This window comes from Oryzihumus sp. (assembly GCF_054325275.1).
The window spans coordinates 40,593-55,490 of record NZ_JBTCWL010000019.1; the positions used below are offsets into that span (position 1 = coordinate 40,593).

General features: G+C 72.4%; 17 protein-coding genes. 13 read left to right on the forward strand and 4 right to left on the reverse strand.

Annotated elements, in window-relative coordinates; all coding sequences use genetic code 11:
- Positions 1-58: 58 nt before the first annotated feature.
- The 11 genes from ACXVGS_RS06980 to ACXVGS_RS07030 all read left to right on the forward strand — a co-directional run bounded on the left by ACXVGS_RS06980 (position 59) and on the right by ACXVGS_RS07030 (position 9,307).
- Positions 59-814: a helix-turn-helix transcriptional regulator gene (locus ACXVGS_RS06980; protein WP_458530332.1), complete on the forward strand. Its 756-nt coding sequence runs from the start codon at positions 59-61 to the stop codon at positions 812-814.
- Entirely contained in the window at positions 811-2,232 is a 1,422-nt protein-coding gene (sufB, locus tag ACXVGS_RS06985; protein ID WP_458536079.1) for a Fe-S cluster assembly protein SufB, read from the forward strand. Before ACXVGS_RS06980 ends, sufB begins: the two co-directional genes overlap by 4 nt.
- The gene (gene sufD / locus ACXVGS_RS06990) at positions 2,232-3,422 is read left to right on the forward strand and encodes a Fe-S cluster assembly protein SufD (RefSeq protein ID WP_458536773.1); all 1,191 of its coding nucleotides are present in this window, start codon (positions 2,232-2,234) and stop codon (positions 3,420-3,422) included. Before sufB ends, sufD begins: the two co-directional genes overlap by 1 nt.
- A gap of 14 nt (positions 3,423-3,436) precedes the next feature.
- Positions 3,437-3,772: a non-heme iron oxygenase ferredoxin subunit gene (locus ACXVGS_RS06995; RefSeq protein WP_458534417.1), complete on the forward strand. Its 336-nt coding sequence runs from the start codon at positions 3,437-3,439 to the stop codon at positions 3,770-3,772.
- Positions 3,773-3,778: 6 nt separating this feature from the next.
- Complete coding sequence (sufC, locus tag ACXVGS_RS07000; RefSeq protein ID WP_141788496.1) at positions 3,779-4,537, forward strand: Fe-S cluster assembly ATPase SufC; 759 nt, start codon at positions 3,779-3,781, stop codon at positions 4,535-4,537.
- A gap of 11 nt (positions 4,538-4,548) precedes the next feature.
- Complete coding sequence (locus ACXVGS_RS07005; protein ID WP_458536774.1) at positions 4,549-5,862, forward strand: cysteine desulfurase; 1,314 nt, start codon at positions 4,549-4,551, stop codon at positions 5,860-5,862.
- Positions 5,862-6,362: a Fe-S cluster assembly sulfur transfer protein SufU gene (gene sufU / locus ACXVGS_RS07010; protein ID WP_458534412.1), complete on the forward strand. Its 501-nt coding sequence runs from the start codon at positions 5,862-5,864 to the stop codon at positions 6,360-6,362. The genes ACXVGS_RS07005 and sufU overlap by 1 nt, the downstream gene beginning before the upstream one ends.
- Positions 6,359-6,691 (forward strand): metal-sulfur cluster assembly factor, encoded by a 333-nt coding sequence (locus ACXVGS_RS07015; protein ID WP_331110486.1) that lies wholly within the window; start codon positions 6,359-6,361, stop codon positions 6,689-6,691. Before sufU ends, ACXVGS_RS07015 begins: the two co-directional genes overlap by 4 nt.
- A complete protein-coding gene (locus ACXVGS_RS07020) occupies positions 6,688-7,332 on the forward strand; it encodes an acVLRF1 family peptidyl-tRNA hydrolase (RefSeq protein WP_458536775.1) in 645 nt (214 codons plus the stop codon). Before ACXVGS_RS07015 ends, ACXVGS_RS07020 begins: the two co-directional genes overlap by 4 nt.
- An 18-nt stretch (positions 7,333-7,350) precedes the next feature.
- The gene (locus ACXVGS_RS07025) at positions 7,351-7,923 is read left to right on the forward strand and encodes a TIGR03086 family metal-binding protein (RefSeq protein ID WP_458532707.1); all 573 of its coding nucleotides are present in this window, start codon (positions 7,351-7,353) and stop codon (positions 7,921-7,923) included.
- 190 nt (positions 7,924-8,113) lie between these two features.
- Complete coding sequence (locus tag ACXVGS_RS07030) at positions 8,114-9,307, forward strand: S66 family peptidase (RefSeq protein WP_458536776.1); 1,194 nt, start codon at positions 8,114-8,116, stop codon at positions 9,305-9,307.
- 31 nt (positions 9,308-9,338) lie between these two features.
- Here the strand turns inward: ACXVGS_RS07030 and ACXVGS_RS07035 are convergent, their stop codons facing one another.
- The 4 genes from ACXVGS_RS07035 to ypfJ form a co-directional block, all read right to left on the reverse strand.
- Positions 9,339-9,536: a hypothetical protein gene (locus ACXVGS_RS07035; protein WP_458532708.1), complete on the reverse strand. Its 198-nt coding sequence runs from the start codon at positions 9,534-9,536 to the stop codon at positions 9,339-9,341.
- Positions 9,537-9,718: 182 nt separating this feature from the next.
- Positions 9,719-10,900 (reverse strand): MFS transporter, encoded by a 1,182-nt coding sequence (locus ACXVGS_RS07040; RefSeq protein WP_458532709.1) that lies wholly within the window; start codon positions 10,898-10,900, stop codon positions 9,719-9,721.
- Positions 10,901-11,023: 123 nt separating this feature from the next.
- A complete protein-coding gene (locus ACXVGS_RS07045; RefSeq protein WP_458531014.1) occupies positions 11,024-11,656 on the reverse strand; it encodes an HAD family hydrolase in 633 nt (210 codons plus the stop codon).
- Between the two features lie 51 nt (positions 11,657-11,707).
- A complete protein-coding gene (gene ypfJ, locus ACXVGS_RS07050) occupies positions 11,708-12,622 on the reverse strand; it encodes a KPN_02809 family neutral zinc metallopeptidase (protein ID WP_458531015.1) in 915 nt (304 codons plus the stop codon).
- Between the two features lie 151 nt (positions 12,623-12,773).
- On the opposite strand from ypfJ, the gene ACXVGS_RS07055 reads away from it, so the two are divergent.
- The gene (locus tag ACXVGS_RS07055; protein WP_141788487.1) at positions 12,774-14,372 is read left to right on the forward strand and encodes an ABC-F family ATP-binding cassette domain-containing protein; all 1,599 of its coding nucleotides are present in this window, start codon (positions 12,774-12,776) and stop codon (positions 14,370-14,372) included.
- A gap of 19 nt (positions 14,373-14,391) precedes the next feature.
- Positions 14,392-14,898 (forward strand): enoyl-CoA hydratase/isomerase family protein (locus ACXVGS_RS07060; protein ID WP_458536777.1); only part of this gene is annotated, 507 nt, incomplete at its 3' end.

Consider the following 14,898-nt stretch of genomic DNA (forward strand, 5'->3'; position numbering starts at 1 on the left):
GTTAGGTGAGCCTGACTAGTAGTCCCGCCCCGAATTACGTCACAATGGTGTTGTGTTTATCGCCCGAGCGGACCAGGCAGGTGGGACCACCCCGTCCCACCGCCTCGAGGCGCGCACGCGCGACCGCGTCCGCCGGGCCGTCTCCGAGCACGGGCCGGTGACCGCCGCGGCGTTAGCCGAGCAGCTCGGCCTGACGCCCGCCGCGGTGCGGCGCCACCTCGACGCCCTCGCCGAGCAGGGGATGGTCGCCGAGCGCGAGCCGGCCGCCGCCGGCAAGGGCCGCGGCCGCGGACGCCCCGCCCGTTCCTACGTGCTCTCCGAGGCGGGTCACCACACCCTGCAGGACGACTACGACGACGTGGCCACGTCCGCCCTGCGCTTCCTCGCCGACCGGGTGGGGGAGGACGCGGTCACCGCGTTCGCGCGCGAGCGGATCGACCACCTCGAGCAGCGGTATGCCGCCCAGCTCGCCGCTGCGGGCGAGGACCGCACCGCCCGGGCGGAGGCCCTCGCCGAGGCGCTGACGGCCGACGGCTACGCTGCCTCGACCCGGCCGGTCGGCCTGGGCAGCCCCCTCGCCGGCGTGCAGCTGTGCCAGGGGCACTGCCCCGTCCAGCACGTCGCCGCCGAGTTCCCCGCCTTCTGCGACGCCGAGACCGACGCGTTCTCGCGCCTGCTCGGGGTGCACGTGCAGCGGCTGGCCACCCTGGCCCACGGCGAGCACGTGTGCACGACGTTCATCCCCCTGACCAGCACGACCTCCGGTCCCTCGGGGCCGACCCCGCCCACCTCTGATGAAAGGGCCTCTCGATGAGCACCCACATTGAAGAGCTCAACCCCGGTCTGAAGGACCTCGGCCGTTACGAGTACGGCTGGGCCGACTCCGACACCGCCGGTGCGAGCGCGCGCCGCGGCCTCAACGAGGAGGTCGTGCGCGACATCTCCGGGCGCAAGAACGAGCCCGAGTGGATGCTCAAGCTGCGCGAGAAGTCGCTGCGGCTGTTCGACAAGAAGCCCATGCCGAGCTGGGGCTCGGACCTGACCGGCATCGACTTCCAGAACATCAAGTACTTCGTGAAGTCGACCGAGAAGCAGGCGACCTCCTGGGACGAGCTGCCCGAGGACATCAAGAACACCTACGACAAGCTCGGCATCCCGGAGGCGGAGAAGCAGCGCCTCATCGCCGGCGTCGCCGCGCAGTACGAGTCCGAGGTCGTCTACCACCAGATCCGCGAGGACCTGGAGGAGAAGGGCGTCATCTTCGTCGACACCGACACCGGCCTGCGCGAGCACGAGGACCTGTTCCGCGAGTACTTCGCCTCGGTGATCCCCGCCGGTGACAACAAGTTCGCCGCGCTCAACACCGCCGTGTGGTCCGGTGGCTCGTTCATCTACGTCCCGCCGGGCGTCCACGTGGACATCCCGCTGCAGGCCTACTTCCGGATCAACACCGAGAACATGGGCCAGTTCGAGCGGACGCTGATCATCGCCGACGAGGGCTCCTACGTGCACTACGTCGAGGGCTGCACCGCGCCGATCTACAAGTCGGACTCGCTGCACTCGGCCGTCGTCGAGATCGTCGTGAAGAAGAACGCCCGCGTGCGCTACACGACCATCCAGAACTGGTCGAACAACGTCTACAACCTCGTCACCAAGCGCGCGACCTGCGCCGAGGGCGCCACGATGGAGTGGATCGACGGCAACATCGGCTCCAAGGTGACGATGAAGTACCCCGCCGTCTTCCTGCTCGGCGAGCACGCCAAGGGCGAGACCCTGTCCATCGCCTTCGCCGGCGAGGGCCAGCACCAGGACGCCGGCGCCAAGATGGTCCACGCCGCGCCGCACACCAGCTCCTCGATCGTGTCCAAGTCCGTGGCGCGAGGGGGCGGCCGCACGTCGTACCGCGGCCTGGTCCAGGTCATGGACGGCGCGCACCACAGCAAGTCCACCGTCCGCTGCGACGCGCTGCTCGTGGACACGATCAGCCGCTCCGACACCTACCCGTACGTCGACGTCCGCGAGGACGACGTGCAGATGGGCCACGAGGCGACCGTGTCCAAGATCGGCGACGACCAGCTGTTCTACCTGATGTCGCGCGGCCTGACCGAGGAGGAGGCCATGGCGATGATCGTGCGCGGGTTCATCGAGCCCATCGCGCGTGAGCTGCCCATGGAGTACGCCCTCGAGCTCAACCGCCTGATCGAGCTGCAGATGGAAGGAGCCGTCGGCTGATGACGGTCGTGACCCCCCAGCCCCACACCGACGCGGCCGAGGCCTTCGTCCCGGACCAGTCGCGCGCCGAGCGCCGGACCTCCTTCGAGGTGGCCGACTTCGCGGTGCCGAACGGCCGCGAGGAGGAGTGGCGCTTCACCCCCGTCGACCGCCTGGCCGACCTCATGCAGGTCGAGCCCAGCGACGAGGGCGCCCTGCTCGTCGAGACCCAGGCGCCCGAGGGCGTCGAGCTGCTCGACCTGCCGCTGACCGACGAGCGGGTCGGCACCGCCTTCGTGCCCGCAGACCGTGCCGCGGCCTCCGGCTGGGCCGGCACCGCCTCGGCGCTCTACGTGGGCATCCCGAAGGAGGCCGAGCTGGCCGAGCCGGTCGTCGTCCGGCTCAAGGGCGACGCCCGCAAGCGCGGCAACGGCCACACCGTCATCGACGCGGGCCGGCACAGCCGCGGCACCGTCGTGCTCAGCCACACCGGCTCGGCCCAGCACCTCGGCAACGTCGAGATCCGCGTCGGCGACGGCGCCGAGCTGACCTTCGTCACGGTGCAGGAGTGGGACGACGACGCCGTCCACGTGGCCCAGAACGACGCCCTCGTCGGCCGCGACGCCAGCCTCAAGCACATCGCCGTCACCCTGGGCGGCGAGGTGGTGCGGGTGTCCACCAACGTGCGCTACGCCGGGCCGGGCGGCTCGGTCGAGTGCCTTGGCGTCTACTTCGCCGACGCCCACCAGCACCAGGAGCACCGCCTCTTCGTCGACCACGAGGCGCCGCACTGCAAGAGCAACGTGCAGTACAAGGGCGCCCTGCAGGGCGAGGGTGCCCACACCGTCTGGATCGGTGACGTCCTCATCCGCGCCGCGGCCGAGGGCACCGACACCTACGAGCTCAACCGCAACCTGGTCCTCACCGACGGCGCCCGCGCCGACTCGGTGCCCAACCTGGAGATCGAGACCGGCGAGATCGTCGGCGCCGGCCACGCCTCGGCGACCGGGCGCTTCGACGACGAGCAGCTGTTCTACCTGCAGGCCCGCGGCATTCCCGAGGACCAGGCCCGGCGCCTGGTCGTGCGCGGCTTCTTCGCCGACATCGTGCACCGCATCGGCGTGCCCGAGGTGCAGGAGCACCTGATGGCCGCGATCGACGCCGAGCTGTCCGGGTCGATGGGCGAGCAGGCCGAGGCGGTCACCGCGTGAGCGAGACGACCGAGATGACCGAGACGACCGGCGAGTTCGTGCGCGTCTGCTCCGTCGACGACCTGCCCGAGGTGGGCGCCGTCGCGGCCGACGTCGACGGCACCCTGGTGGCCATCGTCCGCGACAGCGCGGGTGACATCCACGCCATCGACGACACCTGCAGCCACGCCAACGTGTCCCTGTCCGAGGGCGAGGTCGAGGACTGCAGCATCGAGTGCTGGCTGCACGGCTCGCGGTTCGACCTGCGCACCGGCAAGCCGACCGGGCTGCCGGCCATCACCCCCATTGCTGTCTACCCCGTGAAGATCGACGGCGGCGACGTGTTCGTCTCCGTGACGAAGGAGAACTGAGAACCCATGGCAACCCTGGAGATCAAGGACCTGCAGGTCACGGTCGACACCGAGAACGGCGTCAAGGAGATCCTCCGCGGCGTCACGCTGACCGTGAAGTCGGGCGAGACGCACGCGATCATGGGTCCCAACGGCTCGGGCAAGTCGACGCTGGCCTACTCCATCGCCGGCCACCCGAAATACACCATCACCGGCGGCACGGTGACCCTCGACGGTGAGGACGTCCTCGCCATGAGCGTCGACGAGCGCGCCCGCGCCGGCCTGTTCCTCGCCATGCAGTACCCCGTCGAGGTCCCCGGCGTCACGGTGTCCAACTTCCTGCGCACCGCCAAGACGGCCATCGACGGCCAGGCCCCGGCGCTGCGCCACTGGGTCAAGGACGTCAAGAACGCGATGTCCGACCTGCGCATGGACCCGGCGTTCGCCGAGCGCAACGTCAACGAGGGCTTCTCCGGCGGTGAGAAGAAGCGCCACGAGATCCTGCAGATGGAGCTGCTCAAGCCCAGGTTCGCGATCCTCGACGAGACCGACTCCGGCCTCGACGTCGACGCGCTGAAGATCGTCTCCGAGGGCGTCAACCGCGTCCGCTCCACCGGCGACGTGGGCGTCCTGCTGATCACGCACTACACGCGGATCCTGCGCTACATCAAGCCCGACTTCGTGCATGTCTTCGTCGACGGCAAGATCGTCGAGGAGGGTGGCCCCGAGCTGGCCGACCGCCTCGAGGACGAGGGCTACGACCGCTTCGTGGGCGTCAAGGCCTGAGGCTGACCACGATGACCGACGTCACCCCGGAGGGGTTCACCAGCGAGGAGCTGGCCGCGATCCGCGCCGACTTCCCGATCCTGTCGCGCCAGGTGCGTGACGGGCGGGCGCTGGTCTACCTGGACTCCGGGGCGACGTCGCACAAGCCGTCCGCCGTGCTCGACGCCGAGCGCTCGTTCTACGAGCAGCACAACTCCGCGGTGCACCGCGGCGCCCACCAGCTCGCCGAGGAGGCCACCGACGCCTTCGAGTCGGCCCGCGAGACGGTCGCCTCGTTCATCGGTGCCCGGTCGCAGGACGTGGTGTTCACCAAGAACGCCACCGAGGCGATCAACCTGGTGGCCTACGCGTTCAGCAACGCCGCGGCCCCCGGCGCCATGGACGGTGCCGACCCGGCCGTCGCAGCGCGGTTCGCCCTCGGTCCCGGCGACGAGATCGTCGTGACCGAGATGGAGCACCACGCCAACCTCGTGCCCTGGCAGGAGCTGGCCCGCCGCACCGGTGCCACGCTGCGCTGGCTCGGTGTCACCGACGAGGGGCGACTCGACCTGGCCGACCTCGAGACGGTGGTCACCGAGCGCACCAAGGTGCTGGCGTTCACCCACGTCTCCAACGTGCTCGGCACGGTCAACCCGGTGGCGACCCTGGTCGCGCGGGCCCGGGCCGTCGGGGCGCTCACCGTGCTCGACGCCTGCCAGTCGGTGCCCCACCTGGCGGTGGACGTGACCGACCTCGGCGTCGACTTCGTCGCGTTCAGCGGTCACAAGATGCTCGGCCCGATGGGCATCGGCGTGCTGTGGGGCCGCTCCGAGCTGCTCGCGGCGATGCCGCCGTTCCTCACCGGCGGCTCGATGATCGAGCTGGTCCGGATGGAGGGCTCGACCTACGCCGCGCCGCCGCAGCGCTTCGAGGCCGGAGTGCCCATGGCCGCCCAGGCTGTCGGGCTCGCCGCGGCCTGTGACTACCTCACCAAGCTCGGTATGGACCGGGTCGCCGCGCACGAACACGTCCTCACCGAGGCGCTGCTCGCCGGCCTGGCCCAGCGTCCGTGGGTGCGGGTCCTCGGCCCGGCCGACGACACCGACCGCTCCGGGGCCGTCGCCTTCGAGGTCGACGGCGTGCACGCCCACGACGTCGGGCAGGTGCTCGACGACGCCGGCGTGGCCGTGCGGGTCGGGCACCACTGCGCGTGGCCGCTGCACCGCCGGTTCCGGGTGACCGCGTCCGCGCGGGCGAGCTTCGCGGCATACAACACCCTCGAGGAGGTCGAGGCGTTGCTCGCAGCGCTCGACCGGGTGCCGGCCGTGTTCGGGCTGGAGGGCTGATGGACCTCTACCAGGAGATCATCCTCGAGCACTCCAAGCGCCCGCACCACGCCGGCCTGCGCGAGCCGTTCGGCGCCCAGGTGCACCACATCAACCCCACCTGTGGCGACGAGGTGACCCTGCGGGTCGACGTCGAGGGCGAGGGGGGCGACGCCGTCGTGCGTGACGTGTCCTGGGACGCGCTCGGGTGCTCCATCTCCACCGCCTCCACCTCCGTGCTCACCGACGAGGTCATCGGCCGGCCGGTCACCGAGGCGCTGCAGACGTTCGTCGCGATGCGCTCCATGCTGACCAGCAAGGGCACCGACCCCGGTGACGAGGAGGCCATCGGGGACGGCGTGGCCTTTGCCGGCGTCGCGAAATACCCTGCCCGTGTGAAGTGTGCGCTGCTGGGATGGACCGCGTTCACCGATGCGTTGGCACAGGCAGGCATCGACATCTCGGCTACGGCGTCCCAGGCGCCGGGTCACACCACGAGCCCATCACAGGAGCTGTCATGACTGACACGACCACCAGCACACCGGCCAACGTCGCCGACGTCGAGGAGGCGCTGCGCGATGTCGTGGACCCCGAGCTCGGCATCAACGTCGTCGACCTCGGCCTCATCTACGGCATCACGGTCGACGGCCAGAGCCATGCGGTCATCGACATGACGCTGACCAGCGCGGCGTGCCCGCTCACCGACGTCATCGAGGACCAGACTGCCCAGGCGCTCGAGGGTCTGGTCGCCTCGCACCGGATCAACTGGGTCTGGATGCCGCCGTGGGGCCCGGACAAGATCACCGACGACGGCCGCGAGCAGCTGCGGGCGCTCGGCTTCAACGTGTGAGCAGCCCTGCGCCCGCCGATGCGCGCCGGATCGAGGTCGATCCGGCGCGCATCGCTCGTTGGGTGGCGGGTTTCGGCGAGCGGCACGGCACACCGGCCTGGACCGCGGGTGAGGGGACGCTGACCCTGGCCGCCCCCGACGGGGCGCAGGCAGTGCTGGAGCCGTGGCTGCCCGCCTGCCCGTGTCCGGACGGCGAGGTCGAGGCCCTGCCTGCATGGGCCGAGCCGCCGCGGGCGGTCGGGCTCGTCCTCGTGCGCCGCGGCGGGTATGCCGTGGGGCTGGCCGAGGGGGAGCGCCTCGTCGCGCACAAGGCCGGCACCCGCTACGTGCAGTCCCGCACCGCCGCCGGCGGGTGGTCGCAGCAGCGCTATGCCCGGCGCCGGGGCAACCAGGCCGACGCCCTGGCCACCGCCGTGGCCGACCACACGCTGCGGCTGGTGCTGCCCGGGGACCCGCGTGCCCTCGTCGTGGGTGGTGACCGGGCCTTGGTGCGTGACGTCCTGGCCGACCCCCGGCTGGCGCCGCTGGCCGGCCTGCCGCGCCGGGAGCTGCCCGACCTGCCCGACCCCCGGCTGGCCGTCCTGGAGCAGGCGCTGCGCCGTGGCCGGGCCGTGCGGGTGCTCGTGTCCGACGGCGCCTGACGGTGCGGCGTGGTAGCCATGGGCATGGCCTCGAACCGCTCGCTGCTGCCCGTTGCCGCCGCCCGCTTCACCGCCGCCGTGCGCGCCGTGCCCCGGAACCGGTGGAACGACCCCACGCCCTGCGCGGAGTGGAGCGTGCGCGACGTCGTCAACCACATGACCGCCGAGCACCTGTGGGTGCCGCACCTGCTGGGCGGGCAGACCCTCGCCGAGGTCGGTGACCGCTATGACGGCGACAACCTCGGCGCCGACCCGGTCGCGGCGTGGGAGTCCGCCGTCACCGCGTCCCTGGCGGCGTGGCAGGCACTGCCCACCGACGAGGAGCCGGTCCACCTGTCCTTCGGGCTGGTGCCGGCCTCCCTCTACGCCTCGCAGATGCTGGTCGACCTGAGCGTGCACTGCTGGGACGTCGCGCGCGGCGCGGGGCTGGACGAGCGGCTGGTCCCCGAGGCGGTCTCGGCGGTGCTGGCGTTCCTCGAGCCGCAGGGCAGTGCGCTGGCCGAGAGCGGCTACTTCGCCGCCGCGGTCGCCACGTCCTCCGCGGACATCCAGGACCGGGTGCTGGCCCTGTCCGGGCGCGACCCGACCTAGGACGCGAGTCGCCGGTGCACGTCATCCGACGCAGGGAAACGCCTCACGGCGAAGGGGGCGAGGCAGCCCCTCGCGGGCGCGCCATCCGGACGGTGTGACGTAGGTCAGTGCTGGGTGCGGGACGCTGAGCGGCTACAACCAGGTCTACGACAAGAGCTGGGGCCAGTACCTCGCCCGGACGCACCCGGTGGTGGGCAACCACGAGTACTCCGGCAGCAGCTGCTCGGTGCCGGGGGCGTCGGGCTACTTCAGCTACTTCGGTGACCGGACCAGCCCCAACCAGCCGGGAGCGGCACGACCACCTGCCACTGAGCGTGCGAGGATCCGGGCCATGGTCCTGCGTCCGGTGCTGTCCCACACCCACCACGTCCACCCCGGTGAGAAGGTCGCCATCCTCTCCCCGTCGTGGGCCGGCCCGGCCGCCTTCCCGCACGTGCACGAGCTCGGCTTGCGGCGGCTGCGCGAGCAGCTGGGGGTCGAGCCGGTGGAGTACCCCACGACGCGCCGGCTCGGGGCGACGCCGCAGGAGCGGGCCGCGGACATCCACGCCGCCTTCGCCGACCCCGAGATCCGGGCCGTCATGGCCAGCATCGGCGGCAGCGACCAGCTCCTCGTGCTGAACCACCTCGACGCCGACCTCATCCGGGCCAACCCCAAGCCCTTCTTCGGCTACAGCGACAACACCAACCTGCTCATCTACCTGTGGAACCTGGGCATCGTCGGCTACCACGGCGGCTCGACGCTGGTGCACCTCGGACGCCCCGGCGCGATGCACCCGGTGACGCTGGATTCCCTGCGCACCGCGTTGTTCGAGCGCAAGCCCGTCGACATCGCACCGTCGCCGGACTTCGGGGACGAGAGTGGCAACTGGGCGGAGCAGGGCGACAGCACCCCGGAACCGCCCATGCGCCCCGGCTCCGGCTGGCGCTGGCACGGAGAGGAGCGGCGCGTGGTCGGCCCGTCCTGGGGTGGCTGCCTGGAGATCCTGGACATGCACCTGCGCTCGGGGCGGCACATCCTGGACCCCGCAGCATACCGGGGGTGTGTCCTGCTGCTGGAGACCTCGGAGGAGATGCCGCCGGCGGAGTACGTCTACCGGGTGCTCATGGGCATGGGGGAGCGGGGGATGCTCGAGGAGCTCGCAGGGGTCCTGGTGGCCGCACCCAAGGCCTGGTCGTTCGAGCGGCCGCTGGACCTGCCGGCGCGGGAGGCCTACACCCGCGACCAGGAGGCGGCGGTGCTGCGCGCGCTCGCGGAGTACCACCCCGGCGTGCCGACCGTGACCGGGATCGAGTTCGGCCACACCGACCCCCAGCTGGTGCTGCCGTACGGCGGGGAGATCACCATCGACCCGGCGCAGCGCCGGCTGACGGTGGCCTACTGACGGGGCCCGCCGACCCCGGGGGCCGGGTGGGTCAGACCGGGGGCTCGGGCAGGCTGAGGCCGGGGTCGGTCTGGACCTCCGCTGCAGCGACCGAGGCCGTCGGGGCGGGGTCCGGGACGTACCAGCGGGAGGCGATGAGCGTGGCGCCCTCGATCTGGCCCCGGCGGGCGCGGCGGGCCAGGCTGCCGGTGGAGACCCCCTGGGCCTTGGCGTGCGCGGCCAACGGCACGAGGGTCACTTCGGGCGGGGGCGGGGAGGGAGCCTGGGCAGGCGAGGACGAGAACATGGAAGCACCGGACCTTCAGGTTGGACCTGGGGGCGGAGTTGCCGACAGGCCGGGCGAACCTGTGAACCGTACCCCGGGCGGTGCCGCGGCAATCACGGCGGAGGGGCAGCGGTCACGGCGGAGGGTCAGCGTTCGGCGCGGACCGGGACGACGCAGGCGCCAAGCAGCGGCAGGGCCACGCAGGCCGCGAACGCCGTGCCGTAGCCGCGGGCGCCGGCCAGTGCCCCGACCAGCGGCCCGGTGAGGAAGGCGGCGACGTTCTGCGCGGTGTTCTGCGTGCCCAGGGCGCGTCCGGACCACGCGGTGCCCGCCAGCTCGGCCGTCGCCGTGAAGCCCAGCCCGTTGTCGGTGACTGACACCACCGATGCGGCAGCGAGGGCGGCCAGCACCAGCGGCGAGCCGGCCTGGATTGCCGCGGCCACCAACGCCATCGTCAGCGCGGACAGCAGCGCCACCTGACGCATCGGTCGCAGCCGGCTGCCGACCAGGTCCGACCAGCGGCCGACCGCGAGCCGGCCCAGCGCGCCGGCCAGGGCCACCACGGCCAGCACCCGCCCGGCATCGGCCGCGTCCCAGTGCTGCTGGGCCACGAGGTATTCCGCCGAGAACGTCGCCGTCGCGAACTGCGGCACGACCAGCAGGGCGCTCGCGAGGTGCACCCGGGCCAGGGCCCAGGACTGCCGGTACGGCGAGCGGGGGCGCGTGCCGTCACCTCCGGAGGCGTCGGCCCGGCGCGGGTCGGCGGCCAGCACCAGCAGCAGGACGGCCACGGCCAGGCACAGGACCGCCGGGCCCGCCATGGCGAGGGTGATCCCGCCGGCGCGGTCCAGCGGCGGGAGCAGCACCGCCGCGACCGCGACCCCGAGCGGCTGGCCCATCTGCCGGATGCCCATGGCCAGCCCGCGCTGGTCGGCGCCGAACCAGCCCATGACCAGCCGCCCGCTCGCGGCGTTGACCGAGGCCCCGGCGGCGCCGACGAGCACGAGCAGCAGACCCCTGGCCCACGGGGCGTCCACCGGTGCGGCGGCGAGGGCGAGCACCCCGGTCAGCCCGAGGCCGGACCACAGCGCAAGCCGCTCGCCATACCGGTCCGCGAACGCGCCCCAGAGGATGAGGGTGAGGACCAGGCCGAGGGAGGGTGCGGCCACCAGGGCACCCGCCTGCGCGAGCGTGAGCTGGTCCTCCTCGCGCAGGGCCGGCAGGAGGAACGGCAGCCCGAACAGCAGGGTCGAGGCGGCCGTCTGCGCGGCGGTCCCCAGCGCGAGCATGAGCCACCGTCGTGGGGCGGGCTCCGCGGGGGTGGGCATGTCCGCGACGCTAGCGCCGAAGACCGCATGCCGAGACCGCCGTCTTGCCATGTGACCGCCGTATGCCGGGGCGCCGCGTCCGCGGGCTGCCCGCCTCCGTGAGGCTCCGGCCTCCGGCGGACCTCAGCGGCCGGTCAGGTGTCCCCGCAGCCAGCCGGGGAAGGCAGCGAGGTGCTCCAGGGTCACCGCGGCCCCGACCGCGCTCAGGGCCTGTGCGTCATGGGAGCCGGTGGTCACACCGACGGCGAGGGCGCCGGCGCCGGCCGCTGCGGCCATGTCCCCCGGGTGGTCGCCGACGTAGACGGTGGCCTCCTGCTCGAGCAGGGCAGCGGACTTGTCCTCGGCGAACAGCTCGCCGTAGACCGCGTCGACGAGGTCGACCAGCCCCGCCTCCTCGAGGGCGGTGTGCACGGCCGGGACGTACTTGGCCGAGACCACCACGATGCGGCCCCCGTGCTGCCGGACGGCCGACAGCGCCTCGGCCGCGCCACGCATCGGCTCGGTGGGCGGGGAGGCCGGGTCGTCGTAGTAGCGCCGGTAGCGGGCGACCAGCGCGTCGGCGTCCACGGCCGGTGCCACCGCGGCGACCGTGTGCGTCAGCGGGATGCCCATGTGCGGCTCGAGGTCCTCGCGGCTGACCTCCACGCCGACGTCGCGCAGCGCGTGGATGTAGGAGCGCATGATCCGCTCCCGGGAGTCCACGAGGGTCAGGTCGAGGTCGAAGCCGACAACGAGCCGGGACTGCGGGAGGGCCATGGTGGCGACCTTAGACCGACGAGAACCCGGCACTCGGCCCGGGAGTGCCGCTCAGCCGAGGCTGGTTGCGTGCAGGGTGTCGCACTGGCGTGGATCGCCCGACCGGTACCCGGTGAGGAACCACTTCTGCCGCTCCGCGCTCGAGCCGTGGGTCCACGACTCCGGCGTGACCCGGCCCTGGGCCTTCTGCTGGATCCGGTCGTCGCCGACCGCTGATGCGGCCGACAGCGCCGAGCGGATGTCGTTCTGCGTCAAAGGCTTCAGGTAGGTGTTGCCTTGGGCGTCCGTGGTCGTGCTGGCGTCGTGCGCCCACGCCCCGGCGAAGCAGTCGGCCATCAGCTCGATGCGCACGGACCCGCTCTCGGGGCCCTGCGGGTCCTGTTGCGCGGCGTCGAGCACCCCGAGCAGGTCCTGGACGTGGTGGCCGTACTCGTGGGCCACGACGTACTCCTGCGCCAGCGCCCCGCTGTCGGCGCCGAAGCGGGAGGTGAGCTCGGTGAAGAAGCTGGCGTCGATGTAGGCCTTGCCGTCGCGCGGGCAGTAGAACGGGCCGACCTGGTTGGAGGCCGTGCCGCAGGCCGAGGGCACGGCGCCGGAGTAGAGCCGGGTGGTCGCCCGCGTGTAGTTGGTGCCGAAGAACCGGGGCAGGGCGGTGGCCCAGTAGGACTGCACGCTGTTGACCGTGCCGACCACGCGGCACTCGACGTTCGCGTTCGCGTCGGCGCCGGTCCGGCAGCGCTGGGCGATCTCGCTCTGGCTGGTCCCCCCGGAGCCCGCCGAGCCCGCACCGCCCGCCGTCGAGGGGCCCTGGCCACCGAGCACGCCCGGGCCGAACACCAGCGCCAGGATCAGCAGCAGGATGCCGCCCGCGCCGCCGCCGACGACCAGGCCGCCGCCGGGGAACCCGCCACCACCGCCGCTCTCGACCTGCGAGGTGTCCAGGCCGGCGTCGTCGTTGAAGCTCATGCGGTGCCTCCGGCAGGTCGCGTCGTCGGGGCGAGGGGTCGTCGCACCGTAGACTAGCCAGCCGGCCCGGACCGACTGCCGCCCGCCAGGGGCGGGCACACGGCATACCGACGCCTCATTCTCCCACCCGCACCACCCCAAGGAGCCTGCCGTGATCGCCGCCACCGGGATCGAGCTGCGCGCGGGCTCACGGCTGCTGCTGGCCGACGCGACGTTCCGGATCGCGGCGGGGGACCGGGTGGGCCTCGTCGGGCGCAACGGCGCCGGCAAGACCACGCTGACCAAGGTGCTCGCCGGCGCGGGCAGCCCGGCCGCCGGCTCGGTGACCACCTCCGGCGAGGTCGGCTACCTGCCGCAGGACCCGCGCACCGGCGACCTGCACGTGCTGGCGCGCGACCGGATCCTGTCCGCCCGTGGCCTGGACCGGATCATCCGCGACCTGCGCGCCGCCGAGGGCTCGATGGCCAGCGCCGACGACGAGACGCGCGACAAGGCGATGGCCCGCTACGCGCGCCTCGACGAGGAGTTCGCCGCACGCGGCGGGTATGCCGCGGAGTCCGAAGCCGCGGCCATCGCCTCCGCGCTGGGGCTGGACGAGCGCATCCTCGGACAGGAGCTGGTCACCCTCTCCGGTGGCCAGCGCCGCCGGGTGGAGCTGTCGCGGATCCTCTTCTCCGGCGCGCAGACCCTGCTGCTGGACGAGCCGACCAACCACCTCGACGCCGACTCGATCATCTGGCTGCGCGACTACCTGCGGGCCTACAAGGGCGGGCTGATCATCATCAGCCACGACGTGGAGATGCTCGACACCGTGGTCAACCGGGTGTTCCACCTCGACGCCAACCGGGCCGAGCTCGACCTGTACAACGTCGGCTGGAAGGCCTACCTGCAGCAGCGCGAGACCGACGAGCGCCGGCGCAAGCGGGAGCGGCTCAACGCCGAGAAGAAGGCCAGCACCCTGCTCGCCCAGGCCGACAAGATGCGGGCCAAGGCCACCAAGGCCACGGCAGCCCAGAACATGGCCAAGCGCGCCGAGCGCCTGCTGTCCGGCATCGAGGGGGAGCGGGTCGCCGACAAGGTGGCCAAGCTGCGCTTCCCCGACCCCGCGCCGTGCGGCAAGACCCCGCTGCGCGCCTCCGGGCTGTCCCGCTCCTACGGCTCGCTGGAGATCTTCACCGACGTCGACCTGGCCATCGACCGGGGCTCCCGGGTCGTGGTGCTCGGCCTCAACGGCGCCGGCAAGACCACCCTGTTGCGCATCCTGTCCGGCGTCGACGCCCCGGACACCGGTGACGTCGAGCCGGGTCACGGGCTCAAGCTGGGCTACTACGCCCAGGAGCACGAGAACCTCGACACCGACCGCACCGTGCTGGAGAACATGAAGTCCTCAGCGCCGGACCTCAACGAGACCGAGACCCGCAAGGTGCTGGGCTCGTTCCTGTTCAGCGGCGACGACGTCAACAAGCCGGCCGGGGTGCTCTCCGGTGGCGAGAAGACGCGGCTGTCCCTGGCCATGCTCGTCGTCTCCTCGGCCAACGTGCTGCTGCTCGACGAGCCCACCAACAACCTCGACCCGGCCTCCCGCGAGGAGATCCTCGGCGCGCTCAAGACCTACAAGGGCGCCGTCGTCCTGGTCAGCCACGACGAGGGCGCGGTCGAGGCGCTGGAGCCGGAGCGGGTCCTGCTGCTGCCCGATGGTGTCGAGGACCACTGGAACGCCGACTACCGCGACCTCATCGCCCTGGCCTGAGTCCCCTAGGGTCGCGGGGGTGACGAGCACCGAGACCTCCCGGCCCCACCCGCACCTGCGCGCCGAGCGCGACGGGTCACTGCTGACGCTGACCCTGGACAACCCGGACCGCCGCAACTCGCAGACGCCGAGCCTGTGGACGGCGCTCGCCGCGGTCGGGGAGTCGCTCGACCCTGCCGTGCGCGTCGTCATCGTGCGCGCCGAGGGCCCGTCGTTCTCCGCCGGCCTGGACCGGGCGATGCTCACCCCGCAGGGCGCCCCGGGCGAGGTCAACGTCCTGGGCCTCGCCGCGCAGGGGGAGGAGCCGCTCGCCGAGGCGATCGAGGGCTTTCAGCGCGGGTTCGCGATCTGGTCGCAGGTGCCGGTGGTGACCATCGCCGCGGTGCAGGGCCACGCCATCGGCGCCGGCTTCCAGCTCGCCCTGGCCTGCGACCTGCGGGTGGTCGCCGACGACGTGCAGCTCGCCATGCGCGAGACCAGCCTGGGCCTGGTGCCGGACCTCGCCGGCACCTCGCCGCTCGTACGG